A 17,701-nucleotide genomic window follows, 5' to 3' on the forward strand; every position below is an offset into this window, starting at 1 on the left:
TAATGCGGAATGGATGGGCGGTTTGGTAAAGTTCTATTGTAGATTCAATAGAGGACGGAATGAAAGTATTTGTTGACGAATCCCACGCCGGTGCAGGAAAAACACGAGAAGCAATCAAGCGGATCGTATCTGCTCCATGTAGAACGCTATTCATCACCGAGCGCAAAAATGCCTTCGCCGAGTTAGAGCAGAGGTTCCAAGCCGCCGCCCGTAAGGCGAAAACCAATCCGATCATCCGGCACATCCACGGAGGAAACCACGACGGGCGCGGCGTGGTCAAACGAATCGCCGAGCTTCCTGCCGATTACCGCCTGCATGGGCATGTCATTGTCATCGCCACGCATGAGGCCCTTCTGCGGAGCGACTTCAGCGGCTTCGCGGGCTGGCAGATCGTGATCGATGAGGTGCCCCGCTTCCTCGACTTCGAGGAGAAGCACACCCCGCTCGATTTCGCGTTCTTTCAACGCCACTATGTCCTGACACCCATGGAGGGCAACTGGAGCACGGTCGAGCCTACCGGTGCTGGCCGCGCACTCGCGGCCCAGGATGTGAGAGACGACGACTCTCATTCTCATCTCGACCTGTTCCACGCTCGCGTGCTGGAGGCCGATCATCCCAACGGCACGCGCAAGGTGATGTGCAATTTGCCTAACTGGTCGGCAATGAAAGGAAAGAAGGTGAAATGGTGTTGGGCCAGCACCTTCTCTCTTCGGGCGCTCACTGCCTTCGACCGCGTAGAACTGCTCGGCAACAGGTTTTCTGAGGACATCGGCGCACGGATCACATCAATGATCGATGGTGATCGCGTCGAGTGGGAAACCCTGCCGCCCCCGCCGATGGAAGGTGACGCTCCTGCCGCCCGGTCGGTGACGATCAACTTTTTCAGTAATCGGCCTTCCGCGAAAAGCTGGTTCGGCCAAGGCGGAGGCCAAGCGGTGCTGCGTGAGATCGGTGACCATCTTGCGACGACATTGCCGCAGGATGCCATCTGGACGGCCAATGAGAATGGCGATTGGGGCAAGCCCGCGCCAAAGGCACTTCTGGCGCTCAATGATGATGCGTTCGTCAAGCCGAAGCAGGCCGGGACCAATCAGTTCCGAAAGCTGCATCATGCCGCCGTAATCTATGCGGCGAAGCCGTGTGAGAATCTGCGCTCCCTGCTGCGACTGTTCAAAATCGATCCGCTGCTCTGGACCCGCAGCGTGGAGTTCGAGACCATCCTTCAGTTCGCGACGCGGACCAGCGTGCGCGATCCCGACAGCACCGCGCCAGTTTCACTCTGGGTATTTGACCGGGAACAGGCCCTGTATCTCAAGGCGTATTTCGATGCCCAGCCCCACATCGTCGCGTCGATGGTGCATGTGCCGTTGGCGGTCGTTATCCCGCAAAAATCCAAAGGAGGTCGGCCCACGACTTTCCGCACGCCTGAACAGGAAGTGGCTCGGAAAGCCGAACGGCGAAAACGCGACGCAGCGCGCAAACGCCTGAGACGAAAACTGAAAGCCGCCTGAGTCTGCATCGCCCATCGGCTAAATACCCGATGGACGATGACTATATCGACGATGACGGCACGATCTGGATTTGGAAGGTGCTGGCCCGCCCCGCACATCCTGTGGGCGATCCCCGGCACCTTTCGCCAGATATCCGAGATCGCCTGATCCGGCATCGGCTTGCCCAGATAGAGCGAGAGGCGGCGCGCAACATCGCGCTCCTTCGTTCCCAAGGCCGATGCCCATCAATTTGAAGGTTGCCCGCGCCACGACGGTCGATGGCCGCTGACGGAACTGGCCGAATCAGCTATGATCTCGACAGACAGGGGGCAGGGCGTGGGTTACCTGAAGAACGACGATTATGATGATCTGCCGGAGGATGATGGCGAGGCATTTGCCAAGTTAGAAGCGATTTCACGGGATCGCCTCTACGAAGAGGAGCGTGATCGGGACGGCGATCTGCCGTGGGAGTGCATGCTCAGCTACATGAATGAAATCACCGCGCTGGCTGACCAGTTCGAGGTGACCGAAATCTCGTATGATGCTCAACCAGAAGGACACTACTCGAACGAGTTTGCTCGCTTCACCCGTGCTGTTGATTACCGACTAGCGCAAATCAGAGTGAGGATGTCGCGGCGAAACAAGCGCAACAGCGTCGCGATTACCGTTCCTGCGCGGGAGAAGATTCAACATCACCTTGAGCGACTTAAGGAAGAGGTGAAGGCGGCAAACATCCCCGACAAACGGAAGAATGCGCTGCTCGATCGCATCGCTGATTTTGAGGCCGAACTTGCCAAGCGCCGGGTGAACCTCGCGGCGGTGATGACAGTGATCGCATTGGTTAGCAGTGTGATTCACGACAACGCCGAAACGCTGATTGAATCCCCGAAGATTGTGCAGGCCATCAGCGCTCTCTTCGGAGCCGCCAAGACCGAAGAGGACGAGGCGACGCCAAAGCTGCCTGCCCCTGAACCGTTCAAGGCAATCCCGGATTTGCGCACGGCGGAACCGCCCAAGCAGACATTCGCCGAATTCGACAGCGATCTCGACGATGAGGTGCCCTTCTGAGACTATGGGGAGTTCAATGTCGGCCCCGATGCCGACACCGCCGAGAAGAACGCGAGCAAAGCCGGTCCCGAAACCTCAATCGCGTCATACCAGTCAATCGGTCGCGCTTGCGTGATTTTGAACTCGGATTTGAAAAGGTCTGCCCGGTCGGTGTGCAGTTGGACACCCCAGCGCTCGCTATCGTGTTTGAGCGTGTTCACCAGCGTGCGAAGATCGTTGACGAGCGGATCGGTGCTCTGCCCTTTAGCAGCGAGGGAAGCGACGAGCGTGTCGTGTTTACCGTTCTTCGACTGGACCCATTCGCGGGCGCTGCGTTCCCAATGGTGATAGAGAACGATCGCGAATGCCTTCCGCAGGGTGTTCAGAGCCACTTCTGCTGCGAGGCTCTGATACATCAGCACATCTGCCTCATCGAAAACGACATGCCCGTCCTCGTCGCGCTCGATCCCTGACTCGTCGCCACCCTCGACCTTGGCATTATAGGCCCCGATCGCATCGTAGGCGCGTTCGGTCTGAAGTTGGAGCGCCTGCGCGGCGCTGTCGTAGCTCAGCCGGATGGAATTGATTCCATCCTGATACATATAGCCGTGCCAGTTGAAGTTGAGCTTCGCCATCCATGCCCCCCGCCGCGCCTCGGACTGAGAGGTTGGTCGGAAGGGCATGGATTTGCAACGAGGAATGCGTTTTGCTGGCGGCATCCTACCCTCGTCATTATGCTGTCGGGATGAATCCTGTTGAGATCGAAGAAGCCGTTTCGCAGCTTGCGCTTGAACCCTTTGACCGGGGGGAGTTTCCCTTTTCGTTCCTGCGTGCATTCGGCAATCCCGAGACGACCATCAAGCGGCTGCGCACCGGCTCGACCAACCAGTCCGATGTCGGCGGCGTGCTCCAGCGCAGCAACATCCACATCGCGACCTGCGATGTCGGTGAGGTCGAGGCCACGCTCGGCTCGCTGCGCGACAGCCCGAAAACGGCGACGGCCAAGGCCAAGTTCATCCTCGCGACGGACGGCGACTCCTTTCAGGCCGAGGATCGGACGAGCGGTGAGACGATCGCGTGCGACTATGCCGATTTCCCGGACCACTTCGGCTTTTTCCTGCCGCTGGCGGGCATCACCACTGTCGAGCAAATTCGGGAAAGCTCGTTCGACATCCGGGCGACAGGCCGTCTCAATAAGCTCTATGTCGAGCTTCTGAAGGATAACCCGGACTGGGCGAAGGCCGAGCGCCGCCCGGACATGAACCACTTCATGGCGCGATTGATCTTCTGCTTCTTCGCGGAAGATACGGACATCTTCGTCGGCGAGGGGTTGTTCACCAAGACCGTCGAACAGATGAGCGCGCGGGATTCGTCGGACACGCACGCGGTCATCAGCGAGATTTTCCGCTCGATGGACACAAAGATCGCTGATCGCCAGTCGGCGGGGATCGCGCGCTACGCCAACCAGTTTCCCTATGTGAACGGTCAGCTTTTCAGCGGCAGCACCGAGGTGCCGCGCTTCACCAAGATCGCCCGCTCTTACCTCAACCACATCGGCAATTTGAACTGGAAGAAGATCAACCCGGACATCTTCGGATCGATGATCCAAGCCGTCGCCGACGACGAGGAGCGCGGTGCTCTCGGCATGCACTACACCAGCGTGCCAAACATCCTGAAGGTGTTGAACCCGCTGTTCCTCGACGATCTGCGTGAGAAGCTGGACGAGGCTGGCGACAATGGTCGCAAGCTGCTCAACCTGCGCAGCCGCATGGCGCGGATTAGGGTGTTCGACCCGGCCTGCGGCTCCGGCAACTTCCTCGTCATCTCCTACAAGCAAATGCGTGAGATTGAGGCTGAGATCAACCGGCGACGGGGCGAATCCGACCGGCGTAGCGACATTCCGCTCACCAACTTCCGTGGCATTGAACTTCGCGACTTCCCGGCTGAGATCGCACGCCTCGCTCTCATCATCGCCGAGTTTCAGTGCGATGTTCTGTATCGAGGACAGCAAGAGGCTCTCGCCGAGTTCTTGCCTCTGAATTCAGAAAACTGGATCACCTGTGGCAACGCGCTGCGGCTGGATTGGCTAAGCGTATGCCCCCCTACTGGCACCGGCGTAAAGATGCGTGGCGATGATTTGTTCGAAACGCCTCTCGATCAAGCCGAGATCGACTTCGAGAATTCAGGTGGTGAGACCTATCTGTGCGGCAATCCACCGTATGTGGGGTCTACTGTGCAGGCCCCCAAGGGTGCGACTGCGGAAACAAAGGCAAGGATCAACAAGGAAGCTGAGGATAGGAAGGCCGATCTGAAGCCGCTATTTTCACACTTAACGAACTCATGGAAATCGCTGGATTATGTCAGCGGCTGGTTCATGAAATTTGCAGGGTATGCGCGTCATACCGCCGCCAGATGCGCATTCGTCGCTACGAATTCGATTTGCCAAGGAGAGCAGGTCGCTCGCCTCTGGCCCTTGCTCTTCGATAGCGGACAAAAGATCGATTTTGCCCACACATCCTTTAAGTGGAAAAATCTCGCAGCGAAGAACGCCGGAGTTTCAGTAGTCATTATAGGACTATCGAACCAGCCGGTCCGATCTCGAATTTTATACTCAATTGATGAGAACGGCACAGACCTTCGTCGCGATGTTGCAAATATTAACCCATACCTTGTGGCTAATGATGATATCATCGTAGCAGCCTCAACTGCTCCTCTGAGCGAAATTCAACCTATGACGATTGGCAACAAGCCAGTCGATGGAGGGCACCTGATCCTTTCTGTCGAAGACGCTGAAAAACTAGTGAACGATGGCGCTTCAGAGTTCATCCGCTCCTACATGGGAGCCGAAGAATCAATTAACGGGAAGCGGCGTTATTGCCTGTGGCTGGACCGGTCTAATGTCGCTGAGGCACGAGAAAATAACTCGATTCGCGAGCGTCTCATCGGTGTAGCGAATTTCAGAAACGACAGCTCTAAGGAGCTTACTCGGCGGGGAGCGATGACCCCGTTTGAGTTTCAACAAGTTCGACAAAATGGAAACGAGACGGTTGCCATCATTCCAAGCGTAAGTTCTGAAAATAGAGAATACTTGCCAGTGTCTTTGGAGGATAAGGGAACGATTGTATCTAACCTCGCGTTCGCCGTGCTCGACCCGCAATTGTGGGTATTTTCCACCTTGGTTTCTCGCATACATCTTGTATGGATTTTAGTAGTTTGTGGGAAACTGGAGACTCGGATTCGTTATTCCAATACCCTTGGCTGGAACACCTTTCCGCTGCCTAGGCTTACCGAGCAAAACAAGGCTAACCTCACCCGCTGCGCTGAGAACATCCTCCTCGCACGCGAAGCGCATTTCCCCGCTACTATCGCCGATCTCTACGACCCCACGGACATGCCCGACGATCTGCGCCGCGCCCATGATGAGAACGACGAAGTGCTCGAACGCATCTACATCGGTCGCCGTTTCCGCAACGACACCGAGCGCCTCGAAAAGCTGTTCGAACTCTACACCAAGATGACGGTCAAGGGGAAAGCGGCTTGATCGAAGCGGCAGCGGAAAAGCCCGAGATCGAACCGACTGACTTTGAGGCGGTCTTCGTCAACAACAGGAAGTTGGCGCAGATTTCCGCGCACCTTAGTCGCTTCAATCCGATCCGCGTCATGCGGATGGAGCGGATGGAGATACGGCATTCGGCCATCCTTGCTTGGCTGCTCAACCCCCAAGAGAGCCATGGGCTGAGCGATCAATTCCTGAAAGCTTTTCTCGGTGAGGCCCTGCGCGGGCAGTCCGGTCTCGGGTTTCCCACCGCGCTCGATGTCGTCCGCGCCGATTTGCGAAAAGCGCAAATTCGCCGGGAGTGGCAGAACATCGACATCCTCATTCACCTTCCCGAGGAGGGGTGGGCATTTGTCGTCGAGAATAAGTTCGACAGCAGGCAGCATAGCGGCCAGCTAACGCGATACATCGAAAAGGTGCAGACGCTCATTCAGCATGATGAGCGCGAATTGACCGTAAGAGGCATTTTCCTCACGCTTCATGACGAGGAGCCTTCCGACCTCCGGTATGCGCCGATCAACTACGACATGATTTGCGAAATCCTGCCGGATGTGCTCACCCGAGAAGCGCACTCGCTGACTGTTGAGACAAAGACTTTCCTCAACCATTACCTTGAAATTCTGGAGGAAGAATTGGGCGTGAGCCAACAGCGCACCGAAATGGAGAAGCTCGCGCGCGAACTCTATCGCGAGCACAAGAGGGTGCTCGATTTTGTGATCGCCCACGGCGTCAATTCAGACTTTGCCATGGCGATGCAGTCTATCGCTGGAGACGATCCAGACCGTGAGGAACCTGTCACCATTGATGGGAAGGCATATCATTTCAATTGGATCGGCAATGATATGGCGAGCTTCTTGCCCGCTCAGTGGTATGATGGTCTCGGCGGGGAGCGCTATGACTGGGAAGGGTGCGAGGGCTGGTGGATGGGGTATCCGTTGGTGGGATGGCTTCAGCTTGTCTCGGATGCCGATGGGAACGGCGGGCAGTTGCGCCTCTATGCAGAGGTGGGGCCTCTATCGTCGCACGAGTTCCGACAGGCGTTGATTGAGAAGATCATTGATGCTGCGGCAAAATCGGGCACGGAAAAGGTCCGTTTCCAGCGCGGCGCTGCTGAGGAAGGCAAACGATTTTCCAAGTTTCTCAAGCAAAACTCCCTCGGCATCCGAGATGTGCACGACGCGGATGAGATCGCAGTCGGCGCGAAAAGGCTTCTCAAAAAGTTTGAGGATGAGTTCGAGCTTGTGGGGAAGCTGCTGCCGAAATTTCAGAAATACGGAGTCCGCGCGCAGTGACCACCGCCAAGCCCATACCCGCCGTCTCGTTTCAGACCGCCCGCACTGGCATCTCGGCCAAGCCCAACGCCATGGGCATGCGCGAGATGCAGGAGCGCGCCTACAACAAGCGGGGTGAGCAGTATCTGCTGATCAAGTCGCCTCCCGCCTCGGGGAAGTCGCGCGCGCTGATGTTCATCGCGCTCGATAAGCTCCACAATCAGGGGCTGAAGCAGGCGATCATCGTCGTGCCTGAGAAGTCGATCGGCGGTAGCTTCTCGGACGAGCCGCTCTCCAAATTCGGCTTCTGGGCCGACTGGACGGTCAAGCCGCAGTGGAACCTGTGCAATGCGCCGGGGCCGGATGAGGAGCGCGTCGATCCCTCCAAGGTCCGCGCGGTCGGCCAATTCCTCGCCAGCGATGACCGCGTGCTGGTCTGCACCCATGCGACCTTCCGCTTCGCAGTCGAGCAGCTTGGCGTCGAGGCATTCGATGATCGGCTGATCGCAGTGGACGAGTTCCACCATGTCTCAGCGAGCGCCGACAATCGCCTCGGGAGCCAGCTTGCCGACTTCATCCGTCGCGACAAGGCGCATATCGTCGCGATGACGGGTAGCTATTTCAGAGGTGACGCAGTGCCGGTGCTTATGCCGGAGGACGAGGCTCGGTTCGAGCCGGTCACCTATACCTATTATGAGCAGTTGAACGGCTATGAGCATCTCAAGGCGCTCAACATCGGCTATTTTTTCTACTCAAACCGCTATCTGAGCGCGATCGAGGCCGTCCTCGATCCGGCGAAGAAAACGATCGTCCACATCCCCTCGGTCAATTCGCGCGAGAGCACGAAGGACAAGATCAAAGAGGTTGAGGAGATCATGGAGTATCTGGGGGAATGGCAGGGTGCCGATCCCCAGACCGGTTTCCATCATGTGAAGCTGCCGGATGGCCGGGTCATCAAAATCGCCGATCTGGTCGATGACAGCGACCCGGCGAAGCGGGCCAAGGTGCTCGCCGCGCTGAAGGACCCCGCGCACCGCAATAATCGGGATCATGTCGATATCATCATCGCGCTCGGCATGGCGAAGGAAGGCTTCGACTGGATTTGGTGCGAGCACGCGCTGACGGTCGGCTATAGGTCTAGCCTGACCGAGATCATCCAGATCATCGGTCGCGCCACCCGCGATGCGCCGGGGAAGGAAACCGCGACCTTCACCAATCTAATTGCCGAGCCCGACGCTTCCGAGGCGGCAGTGGTCGGCGCGATCAACGACACCCTCAAAGCCATCGCCGCCAGCCTGCTGATGGAGCAGGTGCTTGCGCCGAGGTTCACCTTCACCCCCAAGGATCGCGGCCCGATCGACGACTTCGACTATGGCCCCGGTGGCTATCAGGAGGGGCAGACCAATGTCGGCTTCAATGAGGATCGCGGCCAGTTCCACTTCGAGATCAACGGCCTTGTCGAACCCAAGAGTGAAGAGGCCGTCCGCATCTGTCAGGAAGACCTGAACGAGGTCATCACCCAGTTCGTGCAGGACAAGACCGCCCTTGAGCGCGGCATGTTCGATGAGGAAGTGGTGCCCGAGGAACTGACCCAGCTTCGCATGGGCGCGATCGTGCGCGACCGCTATCCCGAGTTGAGCGCCGAGGATCAGGAGGCTGTTCGCCAGCACGCCATCGCCGCGCTTAACCTGACTCAGCGCGCGAAGAAGCTTGCCGGGGGCGGTGATGCCGAGGATGGCGAGCCCAAGCTGAACACCGCGCTGATCGACGGCGTGCGCAAGTTCGCGATGGATGTCCGCGATCTGGACATCGACCTGATCGACAGCATCAACCCGTTCGAAGCGGCCTATTCGGTGCTGGCCCGGTCTATGGACGCCAACATCCTCAAGCAGGTGCAGGCGGTCATCTCAGCGCGGAAGGTGAAAATCTCACCCGAAGAAGCCCGCGACCTCGCCGAGCGCGCGCTGCGGTTCAAGAAGGAGCGCGGACGCCTTCCCGACATCAACGCGCAGGACGCATGGGAGAAGCGGCTCGCGGAGGGGGTTGCCGCCTTCGCCCGCTACCGTGCAGAGGCCGCTGCGAATGGCTGACCTATCTGACGACGAACTGCTTGCCGAACTTGGCGTAGCGATCGAGCAACCCAAGGCCCGGACCTACACGCCGCGTGAGGAGCGGATCATCGCGGGGTTTGAGGATGTCGTGCGTTTCCACGACGAGCACGGGCGCGCGCCGCAGCACGGCGAGGATCGCGACATCTTCGAGAGGCTCTATGCCGTTCGCCTCGACCGGCTGCGCGAACTCGATGAATGCCTTGTTCTTCTCACGCCGCTGGACACCAAGGGCCTACTGAGCACTGCGGAGGTGGAAGCAGCAATGCCCGTTGAGAACATCGACGACGACGCCCTACTTGCCGAGCTTGGGATCGCGGTCGATCCCGCTGCTGATGACATTCGCGTGTTGCGTCATGTGCCATCCGCCGACGAGCGTCGTGCGGCGGAGGAGATCGCGAACCGCGAGAAGTGTGAGAACTTCGCCGCTTTCAAGCCCCTGTTCGAGCAGGTTGAGCGCGATCTTGAGACCGGCGCGCGCGTGACGCGCCCGTTTGTGAAAGACGCCGGGTTCCTCAAGGCCGACATCACCAATGGGCAGTTCTTCATCCTTGGGGGGCAGGTCGCCTACGTCGCGGAAGTGGGCGACCCCATCCGCGCACCAAACGGTGAGACGGACGCACGACTGAAAGTAGTCTACTCCAACGCGACGGAGAGCAACCTCCTGCTGCGCTCGTTGCAGCGGGCGCTGTATAAGGATGACGCAGGACGGCGGATCACCGAGCCCGAAGCGGGTCCGTTGTTCTCAGGCACGGCGGGAGATGGCGATCTGGAGAGCGGCACCATCTATGTCCTGCGTAGCAAATCCGATCATCCGACCATCGCTGAGCATCGTGACCTGATCCACAAGATCGGGGTGACGGGCGGGTCCATTGAGGCCCGGATCGCCAATGCGGCAAAGGAGGCGACCTACCTGTTCGCCGGTGTCGATGTCGTTGCCAGCTATACCCTGTTCAACATCAACCGAGCCAAGCTGGAAACCCTGATCCACCGCGTGTTCGCGGCAGCGCAGGTCGATCTCACAATTCAGCTTGGCAGTCCGGTCAAGCCGCGTGAGTGGTTCCTTGTGCCTTTGTCGGTAATCAACGATGTGGTGGACCGGATTCGCGATGGTTCCATCACGAGCTACATCTATGATCCGCAGCAAGCCGCGTTGGTGCGAGGCCGAACCGGCCACATCCAATAGGCGAGCATAGGATTTGTATATTTTTGGTTGAGTTTACAAATTTGATCGCATAGCGTCCACGCGACTTACACGGGGAGGTCTGCGTGGCCGCTGATATCGATGCTGTTCGCAAGGCGCTGACGCCCTATCACGGCAAAATTCATGCCTGTGTGCTGGAGGGCTTCGCCGAATGGCGTGATACCCAGACTTATCGTGTTTCCAAGGGCTACGCGCCAAATCTCTATTCCCGGACCAACTCGAACGACATCTTCGATGCGATCATGCGGCGGGCGATCCCGGTGCTGGGCGCGGAGGCGCGGGTGTTCGTCAAGACGGAGGCGCAGACGGCCAAGTTCGTCATTGCTGGCGTCGCCGCGCGATTCAAAAAGGCAGGAGAGGACGGCCTCGGTTGCAACATTCCGACGCAGGCGGCGATGGCATTCATGGATGCGGATCGCACCCTTCCCGGACTCCCTCCTGAGACTGCCAAGATCGAACTGATTTGGGAGCCGAACGCGATTTGGACCAAGGTCGAGCGGGTGTTGGTTGTCGCTCGCGATGGTGACCGTTTGCTGTGGGATTATGAGATCGTGGCCGACGCCGGTAAGGGTGAGATCACTCCGCTGGCTCCGACCGGCCCGAGCGATCAGCCCGATGACGCGAGCGATCTGGTTAAGCCGAAGGCACTGCCGCAGACCAAGCCCGAAGCGCAGTAAAGGGCATGTCTACGGTCGGCGATATGCTGCGCTTGGCGCGGCAGCGATTGGGATTCACGCAAAAGGCTGCGGCAGAACGGATGGGCGTGGCCCAGCCCGTATTATCTCGCTTTGAAAACGGCCCCACAGAACCCGACGATACCTTTCTGCATAAAGCCGCATCGGTATACAGCCTGCCACGCGAGTTCTTCGATCTGCGCGACCCCGTGTATGGCCCGCCCGTAAGCGTTCACCCGATGTTGCGGGCCAAAGCGGACATTTCAGCGCGCGATCTCGACATGGTGGTTTCAGAAATGAACCTCCGGGTCATGCATGTGCGACGCTTTCTCGACGCAGTGGATTATGCTCCCACTAGCGCGCTGCCGTCTCTTGAGATCGAGCAGTATGGTTCGCCCGAGCGTATTGCCAGCGTGGTTAGGGCGCATTGGAGCGTCCCGTCAGGGCCGGTCAAAAATCTGACTGCGCTGGTGGAGCGGTCGGGCGTCATCGTTGGCACCTCTGATTTCAGCGGCGCGTCCATCAGTGGCATGACTTTTCGCGTGCCGGGGCAGCCGCCGCTGGTGCTGCTGAATAGAAACCACCCTGCCGACCGCATGCGGTTCACCCTCGCACATGAGCTTGGGCATCTCGTCATGCATCGCTTCCCGACCCCTGAAATGGAGGATGAGGCGAATGCTTTTGCGTCGGCTCTACTTCTCCCAGAACGGGAGATGCGTGAGGCATTCGCCGGTCGCCGGATCACGCTGGAATTGCTCGCTGCGCTCAAACCGGAATGGCGGGTGGCGATGCAGGCGCTGCTGATGCGGGCAAAGGGGTTGGGATATCTTACCGACAACCAGAACCGATACTTGTGGCAGCAAATCAGTTCTCGTGGTTGGCGAACGCGAGAGCCATCCGAGCTAGATTTCCCCCATGAACGCCCGACCGTGCTCAATGCGATTATTAAAGCGCACCTTTCCGATCTGGGCTTCACCATGTCTGAGTTGAGCAGTCTCGTGCCACTGCATGAGTCAGAGTTTGTGAAGATGTATGACCTCGCCGACGACGGTCCCGGCAAACCGCGACTGCGCTTGGTTATTTGATTTTCTGGCCGCGATTGACGCAGGCTGATAGGAAGGGGGACGGATGCAGCCCAGCTACATCTCGGTCATGAATGTTTTCACGCAGCAGACCCGATACACCGTGCCGCTGTTCCAGCGTCCGTATGTTTGGAAGAAGGAGGACCAGTGGCAGCCGCTGTGGGATGATGTGCGGGAGGCAGCGGAGCGCGTTCTCAACGCGCAGGGGAAGCCGGTCTCATCGCATTTCCTCGGCACGGTGGTGCTCGACCAGACCTTAAATCCGACATTCAGCCTGCCCCGGCGAGAGGTGATCGATGGGCAGCAGCGTCTCACCACCCTGCAACTGGTGCTCAAGGCGGCAGAGCATGCCTTGGACGAGCTTCGCACCGTCGTTGCCGATGACGACAATGCAACCCGCTCCGTGGACATCGCCTCTCGTCAGATCGCGCCGCTCACCAGCAATCCCGCCTATGCGGAGGACGAGGAGCGCTACAAGGTCTGGCCGACCAATGAGGATCGCCCCGCGTTTCGGGATGTCATGGACAGCACGGTCAGCCAAGGACCGAAGCTGCCTGATACGCGAATGGCGCAGGCATACCGATTTTTCCGGGACGAATTTCGCGGATGGCTGATGGTCGGGCCGCATGGGCAGCGGGCGATGGCGCTCGCCAGCGCGTTGAAAGACCATCTTCGCTTGATCGTCCTCGACCTCGACACGACCGATGAGCCGCAGGCGATCTTCGAGACCTTGAATGCGCATGGGACGCCATTGCTCCCCGCCGATCTCATTAAGAACTGGCTGCTTTGGGAAGGCACGCGGCAGTCGCTCGCGACCGACACGCTCTATCTCGATTATTGGCAACCGTTTGACCGCGAGATCGATCACTGGCGCGCCCCGACTGGCACAGGCCACGCCGCGCGTGCGCGGGTTGATGCCTTCCTTGGTAATTGGCTGACCCGTCATGTCCGTCAACCTATCCCGGCAAAGCACCTTTACGATCGCTTCCTTGCCTTCGTGCGTGGCAACGGCCCCCGCACTGCCGAAGGCAAGTTGGATGTGGTGGCGCTGATGTCGGACATCGCCGAGGACGCCAAGCGCTTCCGGCTGATCGAGCATTCTAGTGGCAAGACCCGGTTCGACACTTTCCTCCGCCGCCTCGGCGTGATGGACATCGTTGTGTTTCACCCGCTGCTGCTGGAACTGATGGGGCGTCCGGGTTCGGATGATGCCGATCGGGATGAGGCAGGCGTAGCACTGGAAAGCTATCTCGTTCGTCGCGTCGTCTGCGGTTATCAAACGCGCGGCTATGGCACGCTTGCGATTTCCCTACTGGACCGGGTTGCCGCTGTTCCCGCCGACCAGCCCGCCGCACCTGCGATCGTCGCAGCCCTCGCCGAAGCGACGGGATCGGATCGCTGGCCCGACGATGAGGCGTTTCGCAGCGAATGGTGCCGGAAGAAGTTCTACGGCAACCTGCGGCGCAATCGCGTGCTGATGATCCTCCGCGCGATCGAGGAGCAATACCAGCGTGAGGGTATCAAATCCGAGCCGGTGCTCTCGTTCAACTTCGACGAGTTGGAGATAGAGCACATCCTACCGCAGACATGGGAACCGCATTGGCCGTTGGATGAGAGCGTCACCACGCGCGAGGATCGCAACTGGTGGCTGCATGGCATCGGTAATCTCACGCTGGTTAGCGGGTCTCTCAACAAGGAACTCAGCCACGGCCCGTGGGTCGCCGCAGCCGATGCGCCATCGAAGCGCGCTGGCCTTCAACTGCACAGCAAGCTTGATCTGAACGCCCGCCTTCTGAGAGATTTTCCAGAAATCTGGAACGAGACCGGGATGAAGACGCGCGCCGAAACGCTGTTCGATAGCGCGCGGCACATCTGGCCTGTTGCTGGGCAGAAGTGATGACCACCGTCCCGACAGGGCGGCTGTTTCATGGCGACGATCTGGGCTGCAAGGCGTTCCTTGCGGGCCAACCCGCCCACTATGTCTACATTCTGAGCCGTCCTGATGGACGGCCCTTCTATGTGGGCAAGGGTTATGGGCCCCGTGTCTTTCAGCACGAAAACGAAGCGCGGCACCCGAACAATCGCCTATCGAACGCCTACAAGCTGAATGTCATTCGTTCGATCTGGAAAGCCGGTCTCAAGCCCACCTACGAGATTGATCTGGTCACCACATCCGCCGAGGAAGCTTATGCGCGGGAAGCCGCCTTGATCGGCCTCATCAAGCGACTGCATGAGGGCGGGCCGCTGACCAATCTCGCAGCGGGCGGCGGATCGACGGCAGGACCGGCCCCGGCGTCGGTTGAGCGTCATTCCGCTACGCTGGGCGGTATCCCCGATGACAACCCCGAGCGTGCGACGCTGAACGGGTTTGTTCTCAGCATCGCCCATATGGATTCCGTGGTGGTGAAGCCCGTGGGGCAATTCATCGCTCGTCCGACCGTGCGGTTTCCCAACAAGCCTCGGAAGCTGTCGCTGCGACAAGCCGTGGCCGTCGTCGCGTCAGCGGCCTCGAATGGCATCGGCATGGCCGGTGAATGTCGCATACCGCGCAAGCTCATCGTCGATGGGGTAGAAGGACTCGTCGAGAATGGCGTCGCCTGCGATCTGCTCACAAGCGGCGCTGTCTCGATAGACCCCGCCGCCGACCCGGCTGAGGAATGCTTCTTGCTGTCGGCTCAGCAGGCTGCGGCGATTGTCGGCGTTCTCGGCCAGCGGAAATGCATCGATCTCGGGATCATACCTGTCCCTGCCGCCTGACCCAGATGCGGGATCAGACCAGCCCGATGTTCATTGCATCCACCGCTTCGCGGATAGCGCGATCGAGCGCCTCGTCGGCACCGTCTTCCGGCATGTCGTCCATGATGTGCATCGGCTGCTGGTGAGGCCCAAAATACCCCCAACCCGTGTTCTGGCTCAGGCCGCTCTCACGCCATTCGCCGCTCATTCCGGCACATCGCAGCCGAAGCCCGCGCGCAGACAGGTTCCGAGCCAGACGCCAGAGCGCTGCGATCATTGATGCGCCGTCCTCGGCGACGATCTTGTCATCGTCAGCCAGCGTGACGCGAAAGAAGTATCCCGCGAACACGCGGGTGCGTCCGGTTTCCACGATGCCCATGTCATAATCGACGAGCCTCTCGTTCCCAGCATCGAACACCGTGCATCCGCCAGATTGGCGGGCTTCGTAATGCCTCCAGTTCGTTGATTTGTCGGTCATATTGGTATTTAGCGACGGATAAACGCCGCTCAAAACAAAGATAGTTGAACCTCGACAGGCTCTTGCTTGGGCTTCGAACGCTTCTTTCGCACGGATGAAACGATCTGCAACCGAGGCGGGATGTCCTGATCGACATAGGTTCGGCCACGCAGGTGCGCGGACAGCCGGTAGGCGTCGTTGATGTCCTTTGCGCGATCGTCCCGGACCCTAGCCTCCTCGTCTGCGAGTGCCTTCCGGGCTTCGGCGTCCGCGTGCTTCCATTTGAACCGGATGATGGCGATGGCGATGTCGAACTCCTGCTCGGCTTCATCGATCAGGCCGATGTGGATGTCGAATAGCCGCCCGATTGTCTCGGACTTCCAACTCCCTTTGTTGCGCGATGGAATTTCCCTGCTCGGGTGATTCAACCAGTTCGAATACGCCTGTCGCGATGGCTCGCCCCGGCCCGCATATTCGGGAAGTTCGAGCCGTGCTTCGGCCAGCAGGGGGATGAAAGTCGCGGCCCACGCCGCCGTCTCAAGGCGGCGCTTTCTCAGCCCGATGATTCGTCCGCGTTCTCGCTCTTCCTGCATCGGAAGGGTTTGAACTCGCCCACTAAATGTGAAGTAAATGCCGACATCTAAATGTGAGAACTCGCTGAGAATCGGCGGAAGAGCGATATCTGGTCGGTCGCCCCAACGACGAGGTGACTCATGACCCTTCCCATTCACGACATCCTGAACCAGCTTGGCGCGGCAATCACCGCCCAGCTTGAAGCCGCCAACGACCGCGCCGCCTCTGCCGAAGTCGAATATGCTCGCCTCCGCGACGGGCTTCGCGCTCTGGTCGGTGGTGCGACGGTCAGTGATCCCGCTCCCGCCAATGATGTTGCTGAAATCTCGACCTCTCAGCCCGTCGCTGATGCGGTTGACGACGCCGATCGCAATCCCTCTCGCATTTCTGATGAGCCGTTCCTCACCGCTCTCACCTCGAACTGGCAGGGCGCGCACGCTGTCCGCAAGGCGATCCTCGCGTCTGGTCTGAAGGTCGCCTACGGCACGGTCTACAAGCGTATGGCAAAGCTCGCCGTCGCGTTCCCGGACATGATCGAAGAGGCGGATGCCCCTGTTCGTTGGCGTCTGCGTTCGCCCAGCTACAGCGAACCCGCTGGTGGCGAAGTGAAGCCGAAGCGCGTGAACAAGAATGCTCGTCCGCCCAAGCCGCTCCGGCCCGCTAATGACATGCCCCCTGCCGCGATCACTGATGTGCGGGAGCGCGTTGCGACGGCAACGCCGCCCATGCAGGTGTTCTCGCCTACGCTCCATCATGGCGACTGCTTCGAGGCTATGAAATCCATCGCTGATGGCAGCGTCGATCTTATCCTGACCGATCCGCCTTACTCGACCACGGGCCTCGACATCGATCCTCGCATCGACCTGACCGCGCTCTGGGCCGAGTATCGCCGGATTATCAAAACAACCGGCACGATCATCATGTTCGGCTCGCAGCCTTTCACTTCGCGTCTCGTCTGGGAAGCGCGCGACCTCTTCAAGCATGATCTGGTGTGGATCAAAAATCGCGCCACTGGATCGCTTCAGGCGCGCAATCGGCCTTTGAAGCAGCACGAAGATGTTCTGATCTTCAGCATGGGGACGACCATTCACCAAAAAAGCTCGGCGCGTCGCTATGCCTATAATGCTCTGGGACAAACCTCCGCAGGTATGAAGAAAATCAGCATGGGAAAGCACTCTGCTTACCTGCGTGATGTCAAGCACTACCCCGGTCGCATCTATGAAGGCACCACGAACAATCCCCGCACGACGCTGTTTTGTCCGAAAGACAGGGGCAACCTTCATCCTTTTCAGAAGCCGCTTAATCTGCTGGAGTATCTGATCCGCACCTATTCCAATGATGGCGATGTCGTGCTCGATACCTTCATGGGAAGTGGCGGCACCTGCGTGGCGGCTATGCGCGCCGGTCGCCGGTCCATCGGGGTCGAGATGTCGAAGAAGTATTATGCCGTCGCGCAGCGCCGGGTCGATGCCGCCTTCCCCTCGCTTTCCGAAGCGGCCTGAT

General features: G+C 59.2%; 14 protein-coding genes. 11 read left to right on the forward strand and 3 right to left on the reverse strand.

Translation table 11 applies throughout. From position 1 onward, the window contains the following. The first annotated feature begins 59 nt into the window (after window positions 1-59). Both FHT02_RS20320 and FHT02_RS20325 read left to right on the forward strand, forming a co-directional pair. Window positions 60-1,511 carry a hypothetical protein gene (locus FHT02_RS20320; protein WP_184091886.1) on the forward strand — a complete coding sequence of 484 codons (1,452 nt, stop codon included), beginning with the start codon at window positions 60-62 and terminating at the stop codon, window positions 1,509-1,511. Window positions 1,512-1,826: 315 nt separating this feature from the next. Further along, the gene (locus FHT02_RS20325) at window positions 1,827-2,558 is read left to right on the forward strand and encodes a hypothetical protein (protein WP_184091888.1); all 732 of its coding nucleotides are present in this window, start codon (window positions 1,827-1,829) and stop codon (window positions 2,556-2,558) included. A 2-nt stretch (window positions 2,559-2,560) separates the two neighbouring features. Here the strand turns inward: FHT02_RS20325 and FHT02_RS20330 are convergent, their stop codons facing one another. Next, window positions 2,561-3,172 carry a hypothetical protein gene (locus FHT02_RS20330; protein WP_184091890.1) on the reverse strand — a complete coding sequence of 204 codons (612 nt, stop codon included), beginning with the start codon at window positions 3,170-3,172 and terminating at the stop codon, window positions 2,561-2,563. A gap of 110 nt (window positions 3,173-3,282) precedes the next feature. On the opposite strand from FHT02_RS20330, the gene FHT02_RS20335 reads away from it, so the two are divergent. The 8 genes from FHT02_RS20335 to FHT02_RS20370 all read left to right on the forward strand — a co-directional run bounded on the left by FHT02_RS20335 (window position 3,283) and on the right by FHT02_RS20370 (window position 15,189). Further along, on the forward strand, window positions 3,283-6,078 hold the full coding sequence (locus FHT02_RS20335) for a class I SAM-dependent DNA methyltransferase (RefSeq protein ID WP_184091892.1): 2,796 nt from the start codon (window positions 3,283-3,285) through the stop codon (window positions 6,076-6,078). Further along, the gene (locus tag FHT02_RS20340; protein ID WP_184091894.1) at window positions 6,075-7,385 is read left to right on the forward strand and encodes a PDDEXK-like family protein; all 1,311 of its coding nucleotides are present in this window, start codon (window positions 6,075-6,077) and stop codon (window positions 7,383-7,385) included. Before FHT02_RS20335 ends, FHT02_RS20340 begins: the two co-directional genes overlap by 4 nt. Then, window positions 7,382-9,454, forward strand: a complete 2,073-nt coding sequence (locus FHT02_RS22145) for a pseudomurein-binding repeat-containing protein (protein WP_184091896.1) — start codon at window positions 7,382-7,384, stop codon at window positions 9,452-9,454. Before FHT02_RS20340 ends, FHT02_RS22145 begins: the two co-directional genes overlap by 4 nt. Continuing rightward, complete coding sequence (locus FHT02_RS20350; RefSeq protein WP_184091898.1) at window positions 9,447-10,658, forward strand: GIY-YIG nuclease family protein; 1,212 nt, start codon at window positions 9,447-9,449, stop codon at window positions 10,656-10,658. Before FHT02_RS22145 ends, FHT02_RS20350 begins: the two co-directional genes overlap by 8 nt. A gap of 83 nt (window positions 10,659-10,741) precedes the next feature. Then, entirely contained in the window at window positions 10,742-11,353 is a 612-nt protein-coding gene (locus FHT02_RS20355) for a hypothetical protein (protein ID WP_184091900.1), read from the forward strand. 5 nt (window positions 11,354-11,358) lie between these two features. Continuing rightward, entirely contained in the window at window positions 11,359-12,435 is a 1,077-nt protein-coding gene (locus tag FHT02_RS20360) for an XRE family transcriptional regulator (RefSeq protein WP_184091902.1), read from the forward strand. 43 nt (window positions 12,436-12,478) lie between these two features. Further along, window positions 12,479-14,329: a DUF262 domain-containing protein gene (locus FHT02_RS20365; protein WP_184091904.1), complete on the forward strand. Its 1,851-nt coding sequence runs from the start codon at window positions 12,479-12,481 to the stop codon at window positions 14,327-14,329. Beyond that, entirely contained in the window at window positions 14,329-15,189 is an 861-nt protein-coding gene (locus FHT02_RS20370) for a GIY-YIG nuclease family protein (RefSeq protein ID WP_184091912.1), read from the forward strand. The genes FHT02_RS20365 and FHT02_RS20370 overlap by 1 nt, the downstream gene beginning before the upstream one ends. Before the next feature lie 13 nt (window positions 15,190-15,202). Here FHT02_RS20370 and FHT02_RS20375 read toward each other — a convergent pair whose 3' ends face one another. Both FHT02_RS20375 and FHT02_RS20380 read right to left on the reverse strand, forming a co-directional pair. After that, a complete protein-coding gene (locus tag FHT02_RS20375) occupies window positions 15,203-15,646 on the reverse strand; it encodes a hypothetical protein (RefSeq protein ID WP_184091906.1) in 444 nt (147 codons plus the stop codon). A gap of 29 nt (window positions 15,647-15,675) precedes the next feature. Then, on the reverse strand, window positions 15,676-16,218 hold the full coding sequence (locus FHT02_RS20380; RefSeq protein WP_184091908.1) for a hypothetical protein: 543 nt from the start codon (window positions 16,216-16,218) through the stop codon (window positions 15,676-15,678). Between the two features lie 120 nt (window positions 16,219-16,338). Between FHT02_RS20380 and FHT02_RS20385 the strand changes: the two genes are divergently transcribed. Continuing rightward, window positions 16,339-17,700 (forward strand): DNA-methyltransferase, encoded by a 1,362-nt coding sequence (locus FHT02_RS20385; RefSeq protein WP_184091910.1) that lies wholly within the window; start codon window positions 16,339-16,341, stop codon window positions 17,698-17,700. Window position 17,701 lies beyond the last annotated feature (1 nt).

Source organism: Sphingomonas xinjiangensis (assembly GCF_014199255.1).
GTDB classification, from domain to species: domain Bacteria; phylum Pseudomonadota; class Alphaproteobacteria; order Sphingomonadales; family Sphingomonadaceae; genus Sphingomonas; species Sphingomonas xinjiangensis.

Bases quoted from the DNA above. Each gene is read 5' to 3' on its own strand.
- FHT02_RS20320 (WP_184091886.1), top strand. From the start codon at position 60: ATGAAAGTATTTGTTGACGAATCCCACGCCGGTGCAGGAAAAACACGA.
- FHT02_RS20330 (WP_184091890.1), bottom strand. From the start codon at position 3,172: ATGGCGAAGCTCAACTTCAACTGGCACGGCTATATGTATCAGGATGGA.
- FHT02_RS20335 (WP_184091892.1), top strand. From the start codon at position 3,283: ATGAATCCTGTTGAGATCGAAGAAGCCGTTTCGCAGCTTGCGCTTGAA.
- FHT02_RS20350 (WP_184091898.1), top strand. From the start codon at position 9,447: ATGGCTGACCTATCTGACGACGAACTGCTTGCCGAACTTGGCGTAGCG.
- FHT02_RS20360 (WP_184091902.1), top strand. From the start codon at position 11,359: ATGTCTACGGTCGGCGATATGCTGCGCTTGGCGCGGCAGCGATTGGGA.
- FHT02_RS20365 (WP_184091904.1), top strand. From the start codon at position 12,479: ATGCAGCCCAGCTACATCTCGGTCATGAATGTTTTCACGCAGCAGACC.
- FHT02_RS20370 (WP_184091912.1), top strand. From the start codon at position 14,329: ATGACCACCGTCCCGACAGGGCGGCTGTTTCATGGCGACGATCTGGGC.
- FHT02_RS20375 (WP_184091906.1), bottom strand. From the start codon at position 15,646: ATGACCGACAAATCAACGAACTGGAGGCATTACGAAGCCCGCCAATCT.
- FHT02_RS20380 (WP_184091908.1), bottom strand. From the start codon at position 16,218: ATGCAGGAAGAGCGAGAACGCGGACGAATCATCGGGCTGAGAAAGCGC.
- FHT02_RS20385 (WP_184091910.1), top strand. From the start codon at position 16,339: ATGACCCTTCCCATTCACGACATCCTGAACCAGCTTGGCGCGGCAATC.